This window comes from Shewanella acanthi, from assembly GCF_019457475.1.
In the GTDB taxonomy this organism is placed as follows: Bacteria; Pseudomonadota; Gammaproteobacteria; order Enterobacterales; family Shewanellaceae; genus Shewanella; species Shewanella acanthi.
Genome location: NZ_CP080413.1, coordinates 3493814 through 3516170, shown reverse-complemented (window position 1 = coordinate 3516170; position 22357 = coordinate 3493814). Strand labels below are relative to the sequence as shown.

At 45.1% G+C, this 22357-nt stretch carries 16 protein-coding genes; 9 read left to right on the top strand and 7 right to left on the bottom strand.

From position 1 onward, the window contains the following. Nucleotides 1-138: 138 nt before the first annotated feature. Entirely contained in the window at nucleotides 139-915 is a 777-nt protein-coding gene (locus K0H61_RS15035) for an arginine N-succinyltransferase (protein WP_258405960.1), read from the top strand. A 122-nt stretch (nucleotides 916-1037) separates the two neighbouring features. Here the strand turns inward: K0H61_RS15035 and K0H61_RS15030 are convergent, their stop codons facing one another. Together K0H61_RS15030 and K0H61_RS15025 are read right to left on the bottom strand one after the other, a co-directional pair. Continuing rightward, entirely contained in the window at nucleotides 1038-2264 is a 1227-nt protein-coding gene (locus K0H61_RS15030; protein ID WP_220050292.1) for a PxKF domain-containing protein, read from the bottom strand. 965 nt (nucleotides 2265-3229) lie between these two features. Beyond that, entirely contained in the window at nucleotides 3230-3592 is a 363-nt protein-coding gene (locus tag K0H61_RS15025; RefSeq protein ID WP_220050291.1) for a thioredoxin family protein, read from the bottom strand. A gap of 295 nt (nucleotides 3593-3887) precedes the next feature. Here K0H61_RS15025 and K0H61_RS15020 point away from each other — a divergent pair, with 295 nt between their 5' ends. Continuing rightward, nucleotides 3888-8816, top strand: coding sequence for a S8 family peptidase (locus K0H61_RS15020; protein ID WP_286670282.1), 4929 nt, complete (start codon nucleotides 3888-3890; stop codon nucleotides 8814-8816). A 130-nt stretch (nucleotides 8817-8946) separates the two neighbouring features. Here K0H61_RS15020 and K0H61_RS15015 read toward each other — a convergent pair whose 3' ends face one another. From K0H61_RS15015 to K0H61_RS15005, 3 genes are all read right to left on the bottom strand, one after another. Further along, complete coding sequence (locus K0H61_RS15015) at nucleotides 8947-9525, bottom strand: excalibur calcium-binding domain-containing protein (RefSeq protein ID WP_220050289.1); 579 nt, start codon at nucleotides 9523-9525, stop codon at nucleotides 8947-8949. Between the two features lie 119 nt (nucleotides 9526-9644). Continuing rightward, nucleotides 9645-11639, bottom strand: coding sequence for a sensor domain-containing diguanylate cyclase (locus K0H61_RS15010; protein ID WP_220050288.1), 1995 nt, complete (start codon nucleotides 11637-11639; stop codon nucleotides 9645-9647). A gap of 249 nt (nucleotides 11640-11888) precedes the next feature. Then, the gene (locus K0H61_RS15005; protein WP_220050287.1) at nucleotides 11889-12698 is read right to left on the bottom strand and encodes a substrate-binding periplasmic protein; all 810 of its coding nucleotides are present in this window, start codon (nucleotides 12696-12698) and stop codon (nucleotides 11889-11891) included. Nucleotides 12699-13019: 321 nt separating this feature from the next. Between K0H61_RS15005 and K0H61_RS15000 the strand changes: the two genes are divergently transcribed. The 4 genes from K0H61_RS15000 to K0H61_RS14985 all read left to right on the top strand — a co-directional run bounded on the left by K0H61_RS15000 (nucleotide 13020) and on the right by K0H61_RS14985 (nucleotide 17981). Further along, nucleotides 13020-14516 carry an alkaline phosphatase family protein gene (locus tag K0H61_RS15000; protein ID WP_220050286.1) on the top strand — a complete coding sequence of 499 codons (1497 nt, stop codon included), beginning with the start codon at nucleotides 13020-13022 and terminating at the stop codon, nucleotides 14514-14516. A 40-nt stretch (nucleotides 14517-14556) separates the two neighbouring features. Further along, nucleotides 14557-16206 (top strand): alkaline phosphatase, encoded by a 1650-nt coding sequence (locus K0H61_RS14995; RefSeq protein ID WP_220050285.1) that lies wholly within the window; start codon nucleotides 14557-14559, stop codon nucleotides 16204-16206. A gap of 83 nt (nucleotides 16207-16289) precedes the next feature. After that, a complete protein-coding gene (locus tag K0H61_RS14990) occupies nucleotides 16290-17057 on the top strand; it encodes a hypothetical protein (protein WP_220050284.1) in 768 nt (255 codons plus the stop codon). A 213-nt stretch (nucleotides 17058-17270) separates the two neighbouring features. Then, nucleotides 17271-17981: a LysE family translocator gene (locus K0H61_RS14985; protein ID WP_220050283.1), complete on the top strand. Its 711-nt coding sequence runs from the start codon at nucleotides 17271-17273 to the stop codon at nucleotides 17979-17981. Between the two features lie 355 nt (nucleotides 17982-18336). Here the strand turns inward: K0H61_RS14985 and K0H61_RS14980 are convergent, their stop codons facing one another. Continuing rightward, on the bottom strand, nucleotides 18337-18936 hold the full coding sequence (locus K0H61_RS14980; protein WP_220050282.1) for an HD domain-containing protein: 600 nt from the start codon (nucleotides 18934-18936) through the stop codon (nucleotides 18337-18339). A gap of 104 nt (nucleotides 18937-19040) precedes the next feature. Between K0H61_RS14980 and K0H61_RS14975 the strand changes: the two genes are divergently transcribed. Next, nucleotides 19041-19742, top strand: coding sequence for a Crp/Fnr family transcriptional regulator (locus tag K0H61_RS14975; RefSeq protein ID WP_220050281.1), 702 nt, complete (start codon nucleotides 19041-19043; stop codon nucleotides 19740-19742). A 68-nt stretch (nucleotides 19743-19810) separates the two neighbouring features. On the opposite strand, the gene K0H61_RS14970 is transcribed toward K0H61_RS14975, so the two are convergent. Then, entirely contained in the window at nucleotides 19811-20353 is a 543-nt protein-coding gene (locus tag K0H61_RS14970; protein WP_220050280.1) for a hydrolase, read from the bottom strand. Between the two features lie 296 nt (nucleotides 20354-20649). Here K0H61_RS14970 and K0H61_RS14965 point away from each other — a divergent pair, with 296 nt between their 5' ends. After that, a complete protein-coding gene (locus K0H61_RS14965) occupies nucleotides 20650-20988 on the top strand; it encodes a P-II family nitrogen regulator (protein WP_028761800.1) in 339 nt (112 codons plus the stop codon). Nucleotides 20989-20997: 9 nt separating this feature from the next. Further along, complete coding sequence (locus K0H61_RS14960; RefSeq protein WP_220050279.1) at nucleotides 20998-22248, top strand: ammonium transporter; 1251 nt, start codon at nucleotides 20998-21000, stop codon at nucleotides 22246-22248. Nucleotides 22249-22357 lie beyond the last annotated feature (109 nt).

The following is a 22357-nucleotide window of genomic DNA, read 5'->3' as shown; positions in this document are numbered from 1 at the left end:
TGCTTTAGGCATTTTCTAAATATTGATAATGGTGTAACCACTTTGTTGGGGAAGTGTTATGGCATCAACTAAAGCGTTTGCTTATCCGCTGCTGCCAAGTAGTATCGGTATATGTCTTTCTTTAATGAATGAGTCAACATGGGTCTAACACATAGTGCAACTCAAGTCGGAAGAGCCGCTTATCCTCGACTGACCAATGCCTTCGGTCCAACCTTACAACGTGGGTTCACTGGGCTGCAGGTTTTATTGATCATCTTAGTGACTATCGCCGTGACGATAGGAGTGACCTTTTTTGTAGTACGCAGTTATATCTTCCCAAAACCGCTGACGCCAGTGAGTTTAACGGCAAAGGAAGAAGCCAAACTCGATAGCAAATTGAGCCAACTCGGCTGGCAGAGTGATCGCAGTACAAAATCAAATGCGACAAACACAGGCTCTGGCAAGACTTCGGGCAACCTTTCTGACAAAAATTCGACCAATACAGATGATTTTCAGCCCGAGCCCTACCGTGAAAACCCTGAGAATAGAAAAGTTACCTTTAGCGAGCGTGAGGTAAACTCCATCATTGGTCGTAATCCCGATTTTGCTAAACGTATCGCCATCGATTTTTCGGATAATCTTGCCAGTGCCAAAATTCTTATCCCTATTCCACAGGATTTTCCGATTATGGCGGGGGAAATATTAAGAGTGAATGCAGGGCTCGATATTCATCTCGATGCGAATCGTCGCCCGAGTGTGGCCTTAGTAGGGGTAAGTTTAATGGGCGTGCCTATTCCCAATGCTTGGCTTGGCAATATTAAGAATGTGAATCTGGTGAGTGAGTTTGGTGACCGCGGATTTTGGAATGCCTTCGCCGATGGTGTAGAGGATATTCATATCCGAGAAGGTGAGTTGTATATCCATTTACGGCCTTGATATGAGTTAAAGTAGAGTTCTCTGGAAGAGCCTACTTATTCGATCACTAATTTACGATTGTGAGAAAAATAAATGGGGGCATAAAAGCCCCCATTTATATAGGTAACATCAACCGTTAATCGTTACTTTTTACCTTTCTTTTCGACGGTAATGAAAGCCACTTTTGGTTTATCTTGAAAACAATCGCTATCTCCAGTCTCCACCACAATGGCATAAGTACCATTTGTGAGTGCAGATAAATCGGCATTGTAGATATATTGCTGTTCTACAGGGTCATAACGCATGATATTGCCAGAATCAGCACTTGATACTGAACTTGCTGCTTCGATTACCTCACCAAGCTCATTTCCTTCATACGCTTTATAAATCCAAACTGTCGGCTGAGCATCTGATACTGGATTTTGATTAGCATCAAACAGTTTTATTTTTACAGGGATAACACGGCCATTGCCAAAAATACTGTTACCTTCGGGATTGATCGGGGGCAAGAAGCCGCTGAAATTGTAGTAAATACCCATCATTGCGCTATCGTCACTGGAAGTGTAATGGCTATTACCTTTATAGGCGGCAAATAAGTTGTGATCACCAACTTTTAGATTATTGACGTTGTATGGCAGATTGGCCTCACCACTTCCATCTGTCATGGCAGAGTCAACTGGTTCGCCATCAATCATATAGTTTACAGTCGCATCGGAAATAACTTTTTTGCTGCTAGTTTCAAAGAGGTTGGAAGTTAAATTAACTTCACCAGCTTGATAGGCAAAACATTGGCTGTCCTTAACTTTTAGCGTAGTGCCAAGTTTGACAATATTTTCTTCTTCAACAGTGAAGTTGATGTGCGTATCTTCAGCTTGAAGCACATTATTCTTATTGACTTCATTAGAATCAGGACTGGATGTTTTAATATGAATTTGTGCTTGGTTAGCTTCATTTGGCAGGTTGAAAGAAATATCAAATTCGCATGAAGACTCTGCAACTGTATCAGGATCTGCAAATGTACATGTAGTAGTTGAAAGTTGGATATTTAGTGCATTGTTTGCTGGGGACATGGCACTAAATGTAATGACATTATGTTTGTTATCATAAAGGGTTGGAGCGCCGTTTCCTGTATCAACTTTCCATTTAAGTGTTAATTTCACTTTTGAATTAACAACGAAAGGTGTTGCAAAAGTTAATTTTTCCTTGTCCGCCAACCTACTTTTGAAATCATCTACAGTAATATCATTGATTGTTAGGCCAGTAATTTCATCAAGGTAAACAGTATCCTTTGCATAAGCCGATGTGGCGAGTAATAAAGCCACACTACCCGCAATAATATTTGCACGCTTTAGAATTGAAGCATTAAACATGTATATACACTCCAAAAAGGGCAGTCCTGCCCATTGATAAATTCAATGAGGCAGCATTACGCATCTTCGGAAATATTCCACGCTCGGCCTCAAGCGCAGATTTATTTTAATTCTTGGCCAAAAAAGTTGCAGATAATCATTCGGTATAAAGTGTGATGCTTGTCACATTTTTCGTAAAATTTAAATACCCATTAAATTACGAAATTAACGTTTTCTACTTTTAAAAATTGAGAGGGTTTACATTAGATTGATAAGTGAGCATTAATCGCTAGGAGATGTCGATTTCGTCCTCAAATATATGTAGTGGGATTTATATACGCCGAGTTTGGTTTTGATGTGCTTCTTAGATTGGTTTTTGGTTTAACTTTGGGTTTTGCTTTATTTTTGAGCAGTTTTAAGAGGTTAGTTTTGCTTCATAAGCCCCATAGCTTAGATTTCACAATATCTTTTAGGTGTACATAAAATAATCGTGACTGTTTGTGATTCGTCAAAGTTCTTAAAGGTGCAGTTAAATAAGATGGCTATTTTATATAGTGAATCTGAGTGTTGATTTGGGGTTTAAAGTCTAAAAAAACGTTTTTCAAGTATTTAATGCTGAATATGTTTGTGTTTTATGTTTTAAAATCTATGTGTTGTTGTTATTGTGGTTTTTTATTTGGCTTAAAGCCTGGGGTGAGTGAGATGTGATAAGTAGAAAATAACCTTCGGCATGTTCAATGTTTGCTCGGAATTGGCATATTGTTTAAACGTGATGAAAACAACGGATGGTTTTTTAAATACGAGATGCAATTGGGTTGCATAAAGACAAGATATTTTGAGAGGCAAATTCTTGCTAGTTTGCGTTGAGCGCTAATTCCGAACTATTCATTTTCGGTCAAAGGTGCCCTAGGGCATCTTTTTTATTGCGCTAGTTTTGGGGAATTTGCTGCATTTTATACAGAACCGAAAACCATTTAACCATCATTTTATTCATAGTGTATTGATTCATTTGGTAAAAATGAGTAAGGCCGTTCAATCGCGCTACGTAGATCATTTAAAGAGAATACTTTGGCAAAGCGGCCAAAGGATTTCCCCTCAAATAGACATTCCACCACGGGTAGGCTGAATACTTGGTACTCCGCGGCAATTTCGCTGTGCTGTGTGCAGTCTATGTAGGCCATTTGCATCAGCGGAAACTCCGCTGCGAGCATGTCGGCAATTCGCGGTTTGAGGTTCTGGCATACACCACAATCCTGTGAGCCGAAGAGTAATAGCAGAGCTGAATGCATATTTATTAATGAAGTGAGATGTTCCATTGAGTCAATTTGATGGATTGATTGTGTGTTCATCGTTTTTCCTAAGGTATTTTGGGATAGTTTGGTGTACTCACTTGTTTACAAGTTGATATTTTGGTTTTGAATTGCCAGTCAATAATTTTGCATTTAATTAGTTTTGAAGCATCAATTGTCACCCATTGCTTTTTGGGTGATGCCTTGTTTTGAATGTAGCCATTTGTACCAAGTGTCGGTGCTAAATTGACCGTCAACGGTTTACTTGTGATTATTCGCGATGTTTTAAAATTGTTACCACTTGGTAGCTATAAATAATTTTTATTGTGAAATATAAGGGCAAGTAATGCTTACAATGAATAAAGTCGCCGTGATGGTGGCTACAGCTTTGTATGTTGGTAGCGGTGTCGCTTCAACTGCTACTGTTGCGCCATCTGATGAGCTGAACTCCGTTTGGGCAACGCAACCTGCGGATTATGCTCCGCAGCCATTAGCAGAAGAATCCTATACTTGGGAAAACCAAGTTAATAAAACAATCAAAAAACAGCGCGAAATCTTCACTGCTGAAGCCGATATTCATGGTGTACATAAGTACATTGTACAGCTAAGTGATGCACCTATTGCGACTTACGATGGTGGCGTTGCACAACTTGCCGCGACACAAAATACGGTAGTCAAAGCACGTGGAACTAATACTCCGCTTAACTTGAATCAACCTCAGTTAAAAGCTTATAACAATTACTTGGCTGAGAAACGCGCGAGTTTCGTTGCCCAAGCACAGGCATTACAAGGCGTTGATGTCAAAGTTAGCCGTGAGTTTTCGGTTGCATTAAACGGTTTTGTTACTGAACTTACACAGGAACAAGCTCAACGTCTGGCTAAAGTACCAGGTGTTAAGCGTATTACCCGTGAAAAAATCTATGAGTTAAAAACGTTTAGCACGCCAGCTCAAACTGGCGCGACGAGTGTTTGGAGCTCTAGCGCACTCAATACGTTGTCTAACAAGGGTGAAGGCATGGTAGTCGGTATTATCGATACCGGTATTAACTATGATCATCCGTCATTTGCAGAAGTCGGCGGCGATGGCTTCAAACATACTAACCCTAACGGTTCGGGTAAGTTCCTCGGCGATTGTGTTGACTCACCAGAGTACTGTAACGACAAGCTTATTGGTATTTACTCTTATCCAGAAATCACCCAAGCCTATACTGACCCAGTGTTTGCTGAAACTCGACCTGCAATAGGTTTGGACTATAACAGCCACGGTTCACACGTAGCTGGCACTGTTGCTGGTAACATCATCAAAGACTTAATCCACTCAGGTCCCGATTTTGCCGCTCAGAGTAAAGGGGTTGAAACGGGTCTTAAGTTAGACCAAGTGTCTGGTATGGCTCCACACGCTAACATTATTTCGTATCAAGTCTGTTGGCCAGGTGGTTCGGGAGACCCATATGCGGGTTGTCCAAGCTCTGCTATTGTCGCTGCAATTGAGCAATCTGCCATCGATAACGTTGATGTTATCAATGCTTCTTTAGGTTCGCTTGAAGAAGATCCATGGTTAGACCCAATGGAGCAAGCATTCTTAAATGCGGCTGCATCGGGTGTATTCGTCGCTGTGGCTGCGGGTAACTCGGGCCCAGACTTAATGACTGCAGACCACTCATCTCCATGGGTGACGACAGTTGCAGCTCACACTGCTGATCAAATTGTCGGTTTCAAGAAAAACACCGTTGAGCAAATGTCGGGCGGTGCTACGGCTGCTCCAGCAGATATCATTGGTGCAACCCGTAACTTCAATTCAGTTACAGGACTGATGGTTGATGCGAGTAAATTCAAAAACGCTAATGAAACCGTTGCGTCTGCGATTAAAAACTGTGATAAGCCGTTCCCTGAGGGCACATTCGATCTGGCCGATAATCCAGATACTGAAATTGACGAAAGTGCACAAGACGTAATTGTTCTGTGTTCTCGCAGCTCTTACCCTCTGATGACGAAAGCGGCTAACGTTAAAGCAGGTGGTGCAGAAGGTATTGTTATTGCAAACCAATCATCGGTATTGGATTCGAGTGCCCCTGAAATTCCTTATGCGGTTCCAGGTTCACTGATTAAGTTTGCCGATGGCGCTAAACTGCGCACTTGGTTAGCGACTGGCTCAGGTCATATGGCGACGATTACAGCTGGTGCGGCTGAAATTAAAAATGTAGATAAAGAGCGCGTCGCTCACTTCTCTGGCCGTGGTCCATCTTACTTTGGTATTGATACCCTGTTTGTGGATATCGCAGCTCCAGGTGTCGATATTTTCGCTGCTGCATCAGACGATCAGCCATTTACCAAAAACCCTTCAGCAGGTGATTGGGCGACCTTATCAGGTACTTCCATGGCGAGTCCGCACGTGGCAGGCGCTGCTGCGCTACTGCGTCAATCGCACCCAGATTGGACACCAATGCAAGTCCAATCGGCACTTCTGATGACGGCATCGAACGATCTGACAAACTCTAGCTTCTTAGATTTCTATTCAGATTTCAATGAAACTTCAGCTCTGCAAGATGTGGGTGCGGGTCGTATGCACGTTGAGTTAGCCGATAAAGTGGGTCTGGTGCTCGACGAGTCTATGGATAATATGGCGACTGCTAACCCTAATCTGGGTGGACGTCCTAAGAACTTGAACACGGCGTATATGGTCGATAACGAATGTCCGACAGAATGTTCGTTCGTGCGTACCTTTACCGCAACTGAAGATGCAACTTGGACTGTTAACGCTGAAACTTGGTTCGGTGATTTTGATATCAGTGTTGCACCACAAAGCTTTACCATTAAAGCAGGTGAAAGCCAATCTATCGTTGTGACCGCTAAGACGAGAAAGAATGTTGCAGGTACTAGCGTTATTGATTTAACCGGTAACCAAGGTCAAATCGTGCTCACTTCTGATAATCCAGCATCTCCAGTGCTTGAACTACCAGTGTGGACCTATGAAGGTGATTCTGGTTTACCTGATTACTTGAAGATTAACGCACACCGTAAGTCTGCAACCTTAAACGTGGGTCCATTCAATACTGCGGAAATCACCGATTTCACTGCGCGTAGCTTTGGTATGGTGAAGGGTGAAGACAAGACTGTTCATCTGTATACCGACAAAACGGGTGCCGATCCGTTCGACACCATTGAGATTGATGGTAAAGACGTTGTGAATTACAACCACGTCGAGTGGACTGATGTGCCTGAGGGCGCTAAGTTACTAGCGGGTAGTGTTGTCGGAAGTGATTACGGTCGCGTACTGGTATTTATGGGTCAAGACACAGATGGTGACGGTTTACCATCAATGGATGAAACCCTATGTATGTCTACCACTTACACGATTGCTAACTTCTGTACCATCACTAACCCACAGGCGGGTCGTTACTTTACCGTCTATATGAACCTAGCGACTATCTCTACCGGTCAAACGGATATGGGTCGTGATATTAGCTTCTCGACCGCGGTTGTTACAGGTGACAACGGTAATTTAACCGTTAAAGCGCCTTCGCAAATCCCTGGTTACGAAGAGTACAACTTAGAACTAGCTTATCATCTGCCAGAAATGGAAGTGGGTAATACTTACTTCGGTGGTTTCGATATCGGTTCTAACGCTAATGACGCGGGTAACTTAGGTTTTGTGCCGGTTATCATCAACCAAATCGACAAAGATGTGACCTTTACTGCGAGTCGTGAAACGGCCCATGCTGGTGAAGTGGTTGAATTCAACATCAATGTGATTGCTAACAATGAAGCGGCTGCCCGTGATTTCGCCTTAAATGCGAAATTCCCAGAGGCTATCCAAATCATTCCAGGTACTATCGTTGCTTCTAACGCAACGCCTGGTACGCCAGTGCTGGAAAATAACAGCATCAACTTATCGGGTGTACAGGAAACGACTAAAGACGTTGTCCGTAACTATAAGATCACGAATAACCAAAATGATCCTATGTGTTCGTTGACTGCGGCTAAATCGCCATACCCTGGTTATCTTGAACTGAAAGAAGGCTTAGGTTGGAGAACGTTAGAAGGTGTTCAAGGTACTTATAGAAATGAGTTTAAGTACAATCTGAAAGACTTGATGAATACCCAGGAAGATATTACCTTCCCATTATTTAATAAGTTTATGATTAACACCATTAAACTCAATCCAGCGGGCCTAATTAGTTTAAATACTGATCGCCGTGCACCAGCCTACCACGTAGAGTTTCCATCTGGTGGTGCTGCAAATGGTATTCCTGAGTTCATCATTGCTCCTTACTGGACAGGTGATAACACTATTCCTGCACGCTTCGATGGCGGTTATGGTAAGTACCACCTAAACGCAGGTATTACCCCAACTTATACTTCTTCACGTGAATGGTTAGTACTGGAGTGGGATAACGTTGAGCGTACTGGCACGCCTGGCCAACTGGTTGACTTTGAAATGTTCTTACGTATGAACATTAACTACGAACCAGGTAACTATGAAATGTTGTTTGCCTATGACAACTTGCAAATGGTTGATGGTAGCGGTTCTATCGGCTTTAAAGCTGCCGATGGTCGTATCCTAGTTGACGGTGACATGCCAGTCGATTTAACTCTAGGTGATTCAGTTGCCTATAACAACTTAGATGCAGTGATCAGCAACAAGTTTGTGGTTTGTATGGATTATACCGGTCCAGAAGAGTCACAATTCAATGTGAAGTTCAATGCCTATGTGTCTGAAAAGGCTGCGGGTACCACGCAAACTCTGATGGTTGAAAACCACTTAGCAGGCGCGGATAGCGAAGTGTTAGAACTGCAACTTGAAGTTTCAGGCAACATCACTTTAGCACCAATTGGCGACAAGACGGTGAAGGAAGAAGAGACCTTAACTTTCGAAGTGCTGTATGCGGATGAGAACCAAGTCAGCAACATCATTGAAGTAAGTGGTGATAACTTTACTTCAACTGTAAGTGGTAACACTTCAGGTAGCATTGTTACCTTAACACCTAAGAAGCACTTCCATGGCGAAACGACTGTGACTGTTAAAGTAAAAGACAGTGTTAACCCAGAAGATGCAGCAACAACTAGCTTCAAATTAGAAGTGATTTCTGACGGTATTGAGTACGGCTGTACCGATAAGAAAGCCTCTAACTATAATGCGAATGCTAACAAGGATGACGGCAGCTGTAAGGTGCCTGTGACTCCTGAAGCGGAAGCTGAAGAGAAAAGTTCTGGCGGTGCTTTAGGCTGGTTAGCTTTAGGTCTGCTGCCTTTCGGCTTCAGAAGAAACCGCAAGTCACACTAATCTGCTAATGCTTATCAACTGGTAATAGTTGTAGCTAACAGGCTGAATACTCAGCCTGTTATCCAGTGAGAGAGATAAAAGCCCCAGTATTGCTACTGGGGCTTTTTTATTTTGCAATTTTGAGTCTTTCTTAGTGTCCACACCACTGGGATTCACAGGGAATACCATCGCCATCACCATCCATTTTGGTATCAGGGCAATGGTTTATATAAAAAGTGGCTTCTTCACAGGAAGTCATTTGGCTGCAGTAGGTTTTACCCGATTCGCATTGAAATTTAGATACGAGGGGGAGAGTTTCATATTTTTGCATCCTTGCTACGTCTTCGTTCGTGATAATCGGTGTACCTAAATAGGCTTGATACTTGTTATAGGCAAATAAGCCGATTCCCACGATTAGGAATAACGGCATGATAAGTCGAGGAAATGATCCAGTGGTAGAACTTGGGTTACGGTGCGTGCGTGAGGATTTTTTGAGGTTATTGGAAGCAGCAATGACAGCAACGCCTTCAATTGAAGCGATAACGGCTTTTACCTTACCGTCATTTTGTCTTTGCGCCTGATAGCGAATGCTATCACCCACTTTAGGTTTGCGCGCCATATGTCGTAACACTGAGATATGAATAAAGACATCTTGGTGTTCGGAAGTATCTGGTTTAATAAAGCCAAATCCTTTGTCGTCATTCCATCGAACTAGCATACCTTTTTCCATCAACTTTTCCTTAAGTAAACTGACATTCCCTAGGCGGGGATTGTTGCCTTTAGGTTAAGTTTTGTAAAGGTGTTGCTAGCATCACTAATTTTTGTATCAGAAGAATTGCGTAATTGAACTTAAGCCGAGTACAACTTCTTGGTTTTACGTTCCTTTTTAACTAGATACATGGCTTGGTCGGCGTAATTGATCAGGGTTTTAGCATCGGTACCATTATTGGGATAAATGGATGAACCAATACTGACGCCAATTCGCAATTGGTGCCCCTGTATGATGCAAGGTTCTGTCACCATTTGAACGATTTTACGGATCAGCGGTGGCACGCTTTCTTCATTGGGTAGGTTTTCGAGTAGAATGACAAACTCGTCGCCGCCAAGTCGGGTAATGGTATCAATTTGCCGAATGCTGGCTGACAAGCGTTTAGCGACTTCCTGCAGTAATTTATCGCCTACATCGTGGCCGTATTCATCATTAACCGGTTTGAAGTTATCTAAATCGAGGAACAATATCGCAAACATGCCCTTCGCGCGCTGGGCATGGACTATTGCCTGTTCTAATTTTGTATGAAATAGCACACGGTTGGGGAGGTTGGTTAGTGCGTCGTGGTGAGCGATATGGCGCAAATGTTCTTCTTCGGCTTTGCGCTCCGAAATATCGGTGAGCACTATAACAAAATGAGTGAGTCTGTCCTGTTCATTGCGCACTGTACTAATGCGAACACTAAGGGGAAGGATGCCATTTTCCTCGGTTTCTTTGATTAATTCTCCCTGCCACTGCTCACCCTGTTGAATCAGGTTCACCATCGCCTGATAGGCGTCCTCATTGACATGTCCGGTATTGATAAAGCGATGGGCATCGTATTGTAATTGCTGTGCAGTGAACCCAGTAATATCAGTAAACGCTTGATTAATAGATATAATGTTAAGAATTGGATCCGTGATAATAATACCATCGGTACTGGCATTAAATACGGTCGCTGCCAATCTCAGTTTATCTTCAGCCTGTTTACTGCTGGTGAGATCCATAAAATACGCAACCCCCTCTTGGGTGCTGCCACTTAAAAGGCTTCCCCCTAACATCACCGGAACTAAGGCGCCGCTTTTACTGATCAGTAATTTTTCATACTGATTACAGTGCCCTGTAGTGAGTAATTCCTCTATCGCGATAGCATCTCTCGCTTCACATTCTGGAGGGGTTAATAGGCGCCAATTGACTAAACCTGCATTTAAGTCTTCGCGATCGTATCCGATCATTTGTAGGAAATGATCATTGGCATCATGGATATCGCCATTCACTTCCCATGAAATAATGCCGATAGTGTCTGAGTTTTTAAGACTGCTAAAGCGTGACTCGCTGATCAGCAATTGTTTCTCTGAGCTTGCGATGCTGCGAATAATCTGGCGGCTGGCGAAGGTGGCGATACTGATAAACAGTAGCAGTGAGCCAAGGCTTATCCACCAAGTCACATTTTTTACCCAGCGAGCGCCTTCACTCAAAACGGCGGAAAATTCGATCTCAAGGTCGAGTAATTCTTCGTTTAATGCGATAAGTTGCTGTCGATATTGAGCGAGGATCCCTGGTCTGCCGCCAAAGAGCGTGATTTCATTGTGCATCGAGTCTGCTAATAGCATCGTGGTTTTGAAGCGTTCGTCCGCTAAAGTCCATATTTCGATGGCTCTTTGCATGTAGTAGGTGGATTGAAAATTCTGAAAGAACCAAATCAGTGATTCGGTATCCCGTTCGTCATTTAATCCCTGAATAAAGCCTGCTTTGGCCTTTAATAGATCAGGGGGATTAGCTAACAGGGCCCTACGGGCACTGTTATCACCTTGCATGACATGGGTCGCCTCAAGATAGCGTTGGTATTCTATTTCGTTTTTATTGTAGGAGTAGTGGATCAGATAGAAGGTGGCATCCTTTTGCGCCTTTGCCCATAACCCCTCGCCACGAACATAGGTTCTGACGCCATCGAAAATATTTCCTCGGATATAGATAAGCGCGGCTAGGGCAAAACAAATCCCAAAAAACATACCAATAATCAACACGACCTTAGGGACGGTTGATTTTGAGGGTTGACGTAGCCGATGTAGGATTTGTCTAAGCTTAGCGAACATGCGATTCCTCGTTCCTAGTAAAGTGCAAACCAAGAGGCGGAGAGGAATGTTTGGACGCCGTAAGTTTGTATGGGAGTGGCTTTTTGATAGTGATTCATCTGTTCCTTAGAAGTTATCTGTGTTATCGGCATTTCATCCATAAAAATGCCCAAAAACCTGCCTTTATGAGCCTATGTATGAATGTAGCAAACACTGATGGGCTTTCAAGTTAACTGAATGAAATACCATAAATTTAATTAATTAATCGCACTATTGTGGGCTGGTGCTCCGATTCATTTCTAAGCGCGCATTTTCGAGATAAAGCTCAAACAATCCCTCTTGTTTCATTTGCTTTAGCGTTTCACTCAGTTTTGGGGCAAGCAATCGATGTCGTTTGTGTAAATAGGCGAAGCTGATGAGGGTTTCTAGGTCGACGACTGAATGTATTTTGCTGTGTTCAAATTCGGCCTTTTGTAGAAGGGGAAATCCTATTACGGCTGTATCAATATAAATATCGATTCTATCGTGCAACAGCTTACGGAACGAATTTACAGGGGAGGAAGAGGTGGTCAGGCGCTCTGCTGGCAAAAGGGTTACAAGTTTTTGCTCCGCGAAAAAGATGCCGCGATTATATTCGACGCGATAGGGGAATTGTTTTAGCGAGTCCCAATCCACCAATCTAATATCAGGGTTACGCGCGAATGCGAGCAATTTAGTCTCCAGAATAGGCTCTTCAACGCGGACAAGGTTTTGAAATTTCATTCCGTAGGAAAATACGCGGGCCGGCTCTCCATCCACTTTGCCTGAATCGGCTAACAGGCTGGCACGCATGGCAGGAACCACTTGATAGGAAAATTGATAGCCAAGACGTGCAAAGGCTTCGGTATAAAGCAGCTCACCCCATCTGAAATAGAGGTTGTGTTTTGGATCGGCATAAAAGGCCATTGTGAAGGTCGGATGCTCTTGGTTTTGCTGTGTTGCACTTTGCTGTGCTGGCAGCTCTGATGCGTGCAAGCTGGTCAATAGCAACAGACTAATGCCAAAACCAGATATCCCCGAAAATAAATATTTTACTGTCATGGGCATTTCTTTGTTGTTACGTCTCCAAAGTATAGACAGCACATTATGGTCATATGGCGCTAAGGCGGATTTTTCCGGTTAGATTTTCGAGCATCACGGGTAAAACCCCATTGTGGCGGGCTATGCGGTGATACTGGGCGGTTAACGTTATTTATCGATTATTCTTTTTCGGCTGCTTAGATGCAGTGTTTAGCGTCTTGATGACGATTAAGTGCAATCCTACTGACATGCTTTTGCAATCAAATCGCCATTTAAATCATTGAGAATTTGGACGCTCAAAAGGGAGCCCCTCATACACTCTAATAACTCGGTGATGAATTGATGAATATGAAAAGGATTGCTGCAGCCGTTACCTGCAGTTTAATGACGCTTGTCGCCCATGGCGCAGTCTTACCCACCACCCAAACTGACAGCCAGTGGTTTAAGGACAGTGCCGCGAATGTCGAAGCCAAAGCGCAGCTACAGACCCAAACCCATGCTAAAAACGTGATCCTGTTTGTGGGTGACGGCATGGGTATTTCAACCCTGACCGCAGCTCGTATTCTGCAGGGACAAAGCCAAACGGGTAACCAAGGTGGTGAGGAAAACTTCTTAAGTTTTGAGCAGTTTCCCCATACTGCGTTAGTAAAAACCTATAACACTAACCAACAAACACCTGACTCTGCGGGTACGATGACCGCTATGGCAACAGGGGTTAAAACCAAGGCTGGTATTATCTCGATTTCCGACACGAGTCTTCGCGGTAATTGCTTATCTTCCAAGGGCAATGAACTGGTTTCGCTCCTTGATCTTGCTAACGCCAAGGGATTATCGACAGGGATTGTCACCACGGCACGATTAACCCATGCGACACCGGCGGCAACCTACGCCAAATCTCCTGAGCGTGATTGGGAAGGGGATGCTAACTTGCCAGCTGAAGCGGTTGCCAATGGTTGCACCGATATTGCCAGTCAACTAGTGATGCGTGATGAAGCCAATTCATTAAGCGTTGCCCTCGGTGGTGGCCGCAGCTATTTCTTACCTAAAGAAGTCACAGACGGTGAAAACAAAGCGGGCAAACGTAAAGACGGTAAGGACTTAACCCAAACTTGGGTGGAGAACTTCAGCAACGCCGCCTATGTGTGGAATAAAGAGGGTTTCGATGCCATCGATAGTGCCAACACTGACCACCTATTAGGCCTGTTCAATCCCTCCCATATGGAATACGAAGTCGACCGCAATGATGATGTGGGAGGTGAGCCTTCACTTACCGAGATGACCGCAAAGTCATTAGAGATCCTGAAGAAAAACGATAAGGGTTATTTACTTATCGTCGAGTCGGGTCGAATCGATCACGGTCACCACGCGGGGAATGCAAGCCGCGCCCTAAGCGATGCGGTGGAATTATCCAATGCAGTAAAAGCGGCGGTCGATGCCACCAGCAGCGATGACACCTTAATCATGGTCACCGCCGACCACAGCCACGTATTTACCATTGCGGGCTATCCAAAACGCGGCAACCCAATCCTAGGTTTAGTCCACGATGTGGATGGTTCGTTAGCCCTCGCTAACGACGGTAAGCCCTATACGACGCTGGCCTACACCAATGGTCCTGGTGCAGTCGTAGGTGGGCGTGACGACTTAACTTCGGTCGATACTCAAGATAAAAACTTCATGCAACAAGCGCTCATTCCAATGGAAAGCGAGACCCACGCCGGTGAAGACATCAGTTTGCACGCCACAGGCCCAGGTTCAAATCTGGTGCAGGGCGTGATTGAACAGAACGTCATCTTCCACATTATCAACCAAGCCCAGCAGCTTGGTGGCACTAAGTACTAATCGGTCTTTCACGACCTGAGTCTCACTTTTGGAGTTAACAATGAATAAGAAATTACTGGTACTCGCAATGTCAGCCCTGCTGGGATTAGCCGCCTGCGGTGATGATGGCGATAACGGCGTGGCGGGTTCGCCCGGTTCAAATGGAGCTAACGGAGCCGATGGCGCAAACGGTAGCGATGGTAAAGACTGGAGCGCAGTCAACCAATGGTATGTGGATGCGCAGGCCCGCGTGACTAAGGCCGAAGGCTTAACGGTCAATAACGATGTCGGCGCGGCGAAAAATATTATCCTCTTCGTGGGTGACGGCATGGGCGTATCGACTATTACGGCAGCCCGTATTTTAGACGGCCAATTAAAGGGGAATACGGGGGAGGAAAACTCACTATCCTTCGAGACCTTACCCTATGTGGGCTTATCTAAGACCTATAACGTCGATGGTCAAACACCTGATTCTGCGGGCACTATGTCGGCGATGGTGACGGGTGTGAAGACCGATGTCGGCGTGATTTCACAGGCTGAAGGCGTAGTGCGTGCTAACTGCGCATCGACTAAAGATCAAAATCTGGTGACATCATTGGAATTAGCCGCAATGGCGGGGATGTCGACAGGTGTTGTGACAACTGCGCGTTTAACTCACGCGACACCCGCGGCAACCTATGCCCATGTGCCAGAACGTGACTGGGAGGCTGATTCAAACCTGCCAGCAGAAGCCGTCACGAACGGCTGTACCGACATCGCCGCCCAAATGCTCAACTTTAATTACGGCGATGGCTTAAACGTGATGATGGGCGGTGGTCGTCGCAGTTTTATCCCTAAAACCACTGTCGATCCGGAGGGGAAAGCGGGTAAGCGTAACGATGGCCGTGACCTCACCGCAGAATGGTTAGCCAAATACACAAATGCTGCCTACGTGCAGGACAGAGATGGTTTTCTCAATGTGGATGTATCGAGCACAGATCATTTATTGGGTCTGTTCAATTCCTCCCATATGGAATACGACTACGACCGTACCGAGTCGGGAGTGACAGGTGAGCCGTCACTGGCGGAAATGACCGCTAAGTCGATTGATATTTTGAAGAAAAATACCAAGGGCTATGTGTTGATCGTCGAAGCTGGCCGCATTGATCACGCCCACCATGCGGGTAACGCTGCCCGTGCGCTGTACGATACTGTGGCCTTATCAGAGGCGGTGCGTGTCGCGATGGAAAAGACCTCGGCCAACGACACCCTGTTAATGGTCACGGCGGATCATAGTCATGTGTTTACCATTGCTGGTTATCCAACCCGTGGTAACCCCATCCTAGGGCTAGTGAAAACCAACGATGCTAATGGTATCGCTGAAGTGACGAACTCGACCGATGCTAATGGCCTGCCTTACACCACAGTGGGTTACGCTAACGGAATGGGCTATGCGTCGTTGGCGACTGGCGGTGATGAGCGTTATAGCTTCCCCATCGATGGTGGTCGTAAGGATTTAAACTTTGTGAATACCGAGGATGCGGGCTTTCATCAGGAGGCGTTAGTCCCGCTGAGCGATGAAACCCACGCAGGTGAGGATGTGGCGATTTTTGCCCGTGGCCCAAGCGCGGCACTAGTCCAAGGTACGGTTGAGCAAAACCATATTTTCCACGTGATGAACCGCGCAGGTAACTTAGTTGCGAAAGCGGAAGCTGCGTTGGCGGCTAAATAAGCCAGATGCCGATGGTGGGATGGCTCACTATCGGCATTGTTATGGGTATTTCAGAATCAGTTTGGTTTGTAGTGAGAAAACAGATGAATAAATTTTGCTTGGTCACGCTTTTTTCTACCTTGGTCGTATCGGTACAAGTTTCGGCGCAGCCTATCGAGCCCTTAAATACACTGGGCGGCAGTAAGGTAAGTCGTCAATGTCTGCCCTTAGATAGCGCTCATTTAAAAGCACAATATCAAGTGACCAATGCCAAGGGACAAAACTGGTCGATGACGTTGCTGCGTGATGGTCAAGATTTTATTATTCAAAGGGATGCGACCAGCTTTGAGCTATGGTCGGCCAATGGCGAGTATGTGCGCTATTTCCCGAAGGAAAAGCGCTCTGTCACCTATCGTAGGGGGGATTTATTGGCGCTAAATATTCAGCATGACCGCGAGCAGTTATACCATTTAGTGTCTCCGACCTTAACTAAGCGCATGCATAAAACGCTGCTTAAACATGATGGTTGCTTCGATGCGCAAGGCTATGCGGGTAAAGTGAATGGCGTTGAGAGCGAGCTCAATTGGATTGAAGGCATTGCGCTGCCAAAGCAGTTTACCCTCGGTGAGGTTACTAACTTTCAGTTGCAATATAAGTTAGTGTCGGTCGAGCCATTTGATGCTAAGGCTTTTGCGGCGTTAACCCAGCATTATCAAGATATCGATTTTGCCGATGTAGGTGACAGTGAGTCAGACCCATTTATTGCCAAGATGATAAATCAGGGCTTTATTGAACACGGCAGCAGCGGCTTTTACAGTAGCGAAGGCCATGCGATTGGATCCCAAAATGACCATGGTAGCCATGTTCACTAGTCATCATCGCTCGCCTTTGCCCTTAAGCCTTTAATGTCGTGATGGCTAAAAGGGTAGATAGCATGACAAAACAGTTAAGCCCCGAGAGGGGCTTTTTTCTGCTTAGGGTTTTCATTATGCTTGGGAGTTATTTAAGAATTTATTTTAAAATTAACGACTAATACACAGCTGTTATAGGGTAAGTCGTTATTTGCCTTAATTGCGGAGTCTTCGATGGATTTATCCCTGTTAGCGACCTTAGCCATGATTCACAGCGTTGCGTTGGTAAGCCCTGGGCCCGATTTTGCCATTATGCTGAAAATCGCCACCTCCCAGGCACGCAGGACAGCCATTGCTACCGCACTTGGCATTTCCGTCGCCATATTAGTGCATACGATTTTGAGTCTCACAGGGGTGAGCCTAGTGATTAAAAGCTCCCATAACCTGTATCTTCTAGTGCAGTTAATTGGGGCGAGTTACTTGGCGTGGATGGGTTATGGTGCGCTGCGCGCCGTTATCGGGCAATTTTTTAAAGCCAAGACAGAAGTCGAGCTGGTGGGGAGCCCCATAAAAGAATCGCGAGATACACAAGGGAATGAGGAAACCGCTGCTCATCCATCTGTGACTGCTAAACATCTTAAATCAGTGCGTCAGGGTTTTATGACGGGGCTTTATACCAATCTGTTAAACCCTAAGGCGCTGGTGTTTTTCTTAACCTTATTTTCTGCGCTAATCACTCCAAGTGTGACAGTTGCAACTAAGGTCACTGCGTCAGTGCTTCTGTTTAGCCTGTCTTTTATCTGGTTTGGCACCTTGGCGCTGGTACTTTCAAAACCCCAAGTGCAACAAAAATTAACCCGTATTACGCCGATTATCGATGCCATTATTGGGGTGATTTTTATCTCGGTTGCTATCGCGATTGTGGTCAGTCTGTTTAGCGTGTGATGGTCAATGATGAAAAGAACAATAGGATAATAAGCTTATCGAGGGTGAATCCTTAACGGCTGAAATTGTGATCTTCACTATTGGAGCCGATTAACGGTAAGTGAACCGCAATCTGCAATGCCGCAGCAATGAGTCCGTTTATTAAGTTGTGTTAGTAAAATTTAGCAGTAAATAACCAATTTAAGCTTTGATAATATGACTCTAGTTAACCCCAGAAACACTGTGATTGCCGCAAAAAACAGCAATAAGCGGGTTTGGCACTTCATAATAACTGGCGCTCACGACTTCAATCGCGACCTCCAAATGTTGAAGGTCGTCATTTCAGGTTTCGTGGGCGCCTGAATCGGCTGAATGATTAAGCCGTGAACTCTTCTTCCGCTTTTTTGTAGAGTGAGCGAACAGGCTTTTTAAAGACCTTGCGGATCATCGGCTCAAAGAATTCTAGTGGTAAGGTATCCAGCTTGGAGTCGAATGCTGGTGCATCGTACTGACGCACAAACTCTAGCGTGCGCTCATAGTGAGGGTGCTCGCTGTAAGCTTTGTATTGATCTCTGTCCATATTGAGATAGTGGAAAAAATAATAGCCTTGGAAGATAGCGTGGTGCTTGATCATCCAATGATTTGCCTCACTGACAAAGGGCTCAAGAATCGCCGCTGCAATATCGGCATGATTAAACGAGCCTAGAGTGTCGCCAATATCGTGCAGCAGGGCGCAGACCACATATTCATCATCTTTACCATCACGGTGGGCTAGGGTTGCCGTTTGTAAACAATGGGTCAATCTGTCCACCTGAAAACCACCAAAATCACCATCAAGCATCAATAAGTGACTGATAATTCTATCGGGTAACTCTGCGGCATATTCAATGAAGTTTTTGGCAATAATTTGCCAATCCTGAGCCGTGCCATGTTCCATATGGGTAAAGTTTGCGCAGGTTTGGTTTTCTGTTTGCATTATGATTTCCTGATGTAGAGTGTATGAACCTTATCACAGCACAATAGTTGCGGACTAAATGTAAAAAGATTTACATTTGGGCAAAATGTTTGGCGAGGTAAGCAATGGAAAATCTGCAGGCACTGCTCCAAAAATGTCCTGTGCTGTCGGGATTGCCAGCCGAAGGCATAATTGAAGCGGCCAGTTTTGCCCGTGTACGCCATTTCGATGCTAAGGAAATTATCTACAGTAAGGGCGATGCCCACTCGGCCTTATTGGTGATTGCCAAGGGGGCGGTGCGGATTAACTCAGTTAGCTCACTCGGGAAAGAAGTCTCATTGATGATTTTGGAGTCCTATAGCTGGTTTGGTGACAATGTTTTTTCACCCGGTACGCCGCGAGTGTTTGGGGCTACAGCCCACACTGATGCCACTTTAATAGAGCTTCCCGGTGATAAATTTCGCCAATTGCTCGGTAAATACCCTGAGAGTTATCCCTTGGTGCTGGACTTACTGAGCCGCAGATTGTGGGCGGCTATGTCTGTTATGGAGGATGATGCGTTAAGGGGCATTGATGCCCGTATTGCGCGCAGATTGTTACTGCTGGCAGAGCACCAACATAATGCAGTCGATTGTGCAGAGCAATGTGTTGTGAGGGTCACCCGCGAGCAGCTCGCCAATATGATGGGACTGACACGGCAAAGCGTACATAAAGTATTAAAAAAATTAGAAAAACTTGGTGTAATTAGTCTGCAGTATGGTTATATCCGGATTTTGTCGAGTTCAGGGATAAAAGCGCAACTTAAAAAGCTGGAGCAGGAGTGCTAATTAGCTGGGATGGATTAGCCTCCTACTTACACAAAGGTTCGCGATGGGATAGCGCAAACGACGGCTTATTATTTTATCAACTTTAGCAATGCCTTAAAGCGTTCACCCTGCGCTTCATGCTGCAGTTCAAAGAGCAGCGACTCCACATTATTCAGTTTCGCGCCATGTGAGAGCATCATCTGTAGTCCTAGCTGTTTGTTGTCGTTGCTGCGGGACGATACCCCATCGGCTATGACGTGCACGCCATAGCCTTGGTCGAGTAAATCTCGGCAGGTTTGATAAACGCACACATGGGTTTCAATACCTGCAAGTAAGACTTGTGGGCGAGTCGATGTCTTTAACGCTGTTGCAAATTCTAAGCAGGGCCAACCACTAAAATGATGCTTGGCGATAGGCTGAGTGCTTTGCAGCAAAAGGTTTTGGAGCACAGGGCTAGTTGCGCCGAGTTTTTCGGGGAGTTGCTCTAACCACAGAATGGGAATTTCAAATAGCTGCGCCCCTTGGATCAACGTCTGCAGCTGCCTGTGCAGTCCCTCAGTATTATCCATAATTTGGGCGAGCTTGCCCTGCACATCCACTATCACAAGTACGCATTCTTCAGGCTTTAGCATCTGTCACTCCTTTCTTGGCGAAGACTTTTAGCTGAGATTGTTGATTTTTTGCACCACTAGTTAACCTTATTTGGGCAATGGCACCAATAGGGCAAAGGTCGAATAGTGTTTGCACAAAAATTGCTCACTAAAAGAGTGCGCTGCTCCCTATGATGCACAGATATGGTGCATTTTTAATCTTAAAATAAAGCTGAAAATAAAATAAATTAATAAAAAACAACAATTTAAAATATTGGCCTGATGATTGAATTACCTCTGACACAAGTTAATAACAATCGTGTTTTTTGGAGGTCAGGATGAAACTAGTCAGCGCTATCATCAAGCCGTTTAAATTGGATGATGTCCGTGAAGCTATCGCCGGAATTGGCATTGAGGGTATGACGGTGACCGAGGTTAAAGGTTTTGGCCGTCAGAAAGGGCACACTGAGTTGTACCGTGGCGCCGAGTATCAGGTTGATTTCCTGCCTAAGGTAAAATTAGAAATAGCCACTAAAGCAGAAAACCTAGACATGCTGATTGAGGCCATTACCACTGCAGCTCATACGGGAAAAATTGGCGACGGAAAGATTTTCGTTGTCGACTTAGAACATGCAATCCGTATTCGTACGGGTGAACTCGATACTGAAGCGCTATAGGGGGCGAAGATGGAAGAATTAACCAAATTAGGTGTCACGGTCTCTGAACTGCGTTTTGCACTCGATACCTTTTACTTTTTGATTTCTGGCGCATTAGTGATGTGGATGGCTGCGGGTTTCGCCATGCTCGAAGCGGGTTTAGTGCGCTCTAAAAATACCACTGAAATTTTAACTAAAAACGTCGTGTTATACGCAATTGCCTGTGTGATGTATCTGCTGGTTGGCTACAACATCATGTACGTCGACAACACAGAAGGCGGTTGGTTGCCATCTCTTGGCATACTCATCGGCACTCAGGCTGCCGATGCTGATCATGCATTAGAATCTGACTTCTTCTTCCAAGTGGTGTTCGTGGCAACGGCAATGTCGATTGTCTCGGGCGCAGTGGCAGAACGCATGAAGCTTTGGGCTTTCTTACTCTTCTCTGTGGTGATGACGGGTATTATCTACCCAGTTGAAGGTTACTGGACATGGGGCTCAGGTTTTATCTCTCAACTTGGTTTCGTTGACTTCGCAGGTAGCGGTATCGTGCACATGACAGGTGCAGCTGCAGCCATCGCTGGTGTGTTATTACTGGGGGCGCGTAAGGGTAAATACGGTCCAAACGGTCAAGTAAACCCAATCCCAGGCTCTAACTTGCCAATGGCGACCTTAGGTATGTTCATTCTGTGGATGGGTTGGTTCGGCTTCAACGGTGGTTCACAACTGATGGTATCTGACGCTGCTAACGCAAGCTCTGTGGCTAAAGTGTTCGTTAACACGAATACTGCAGCGGCCTTCGGTGCTATCTCTGCGCTGATCGTGTGCAAAATGATCTGGGGTAAAGCAGACTTAACCATGATCCTCAACGGTATTCTGGCAGGTCTTGTCGCCATTACCGCTGACCCATTATCACCCTCATTATTAATGGCCGGTGTGATTGGTCTGGTTGCTGGTGGTATCGTGGTATTTGCTATTGTAGGTTTCGACCGTATCAAGATTGATGACCCAGTAGGTGCTATCTCTGTTCACGGTGTTGCGGGTTTCTTCGGTTTAATGTGCGTTCCTTTGTCGAATGCCGATGCATCTTTTAGCTCACAATTAATCGGCGCGGCCATCATCTTCGCCTGGGTATTCACAGCATCATTCGCAGTATGGTTTGTACTGAAGATGACCTTAGGTATCCGCGTATCCGAGGAAGAAGAGTACAATGGTATGGATGCTTCTGATTGTGGTATCGACGCCTACCCTGAGTTTGTGACAGTTAAAAGTGCAGCTTAAAATCTGCCTAACAACTTGATCCCTTGATACCTTCAAGGGATAGTTAAACAGAGCACTAATATGAATTAGTGCTCTGTTTTTTTATGGATGACGAAAGCTCACAGCAGTA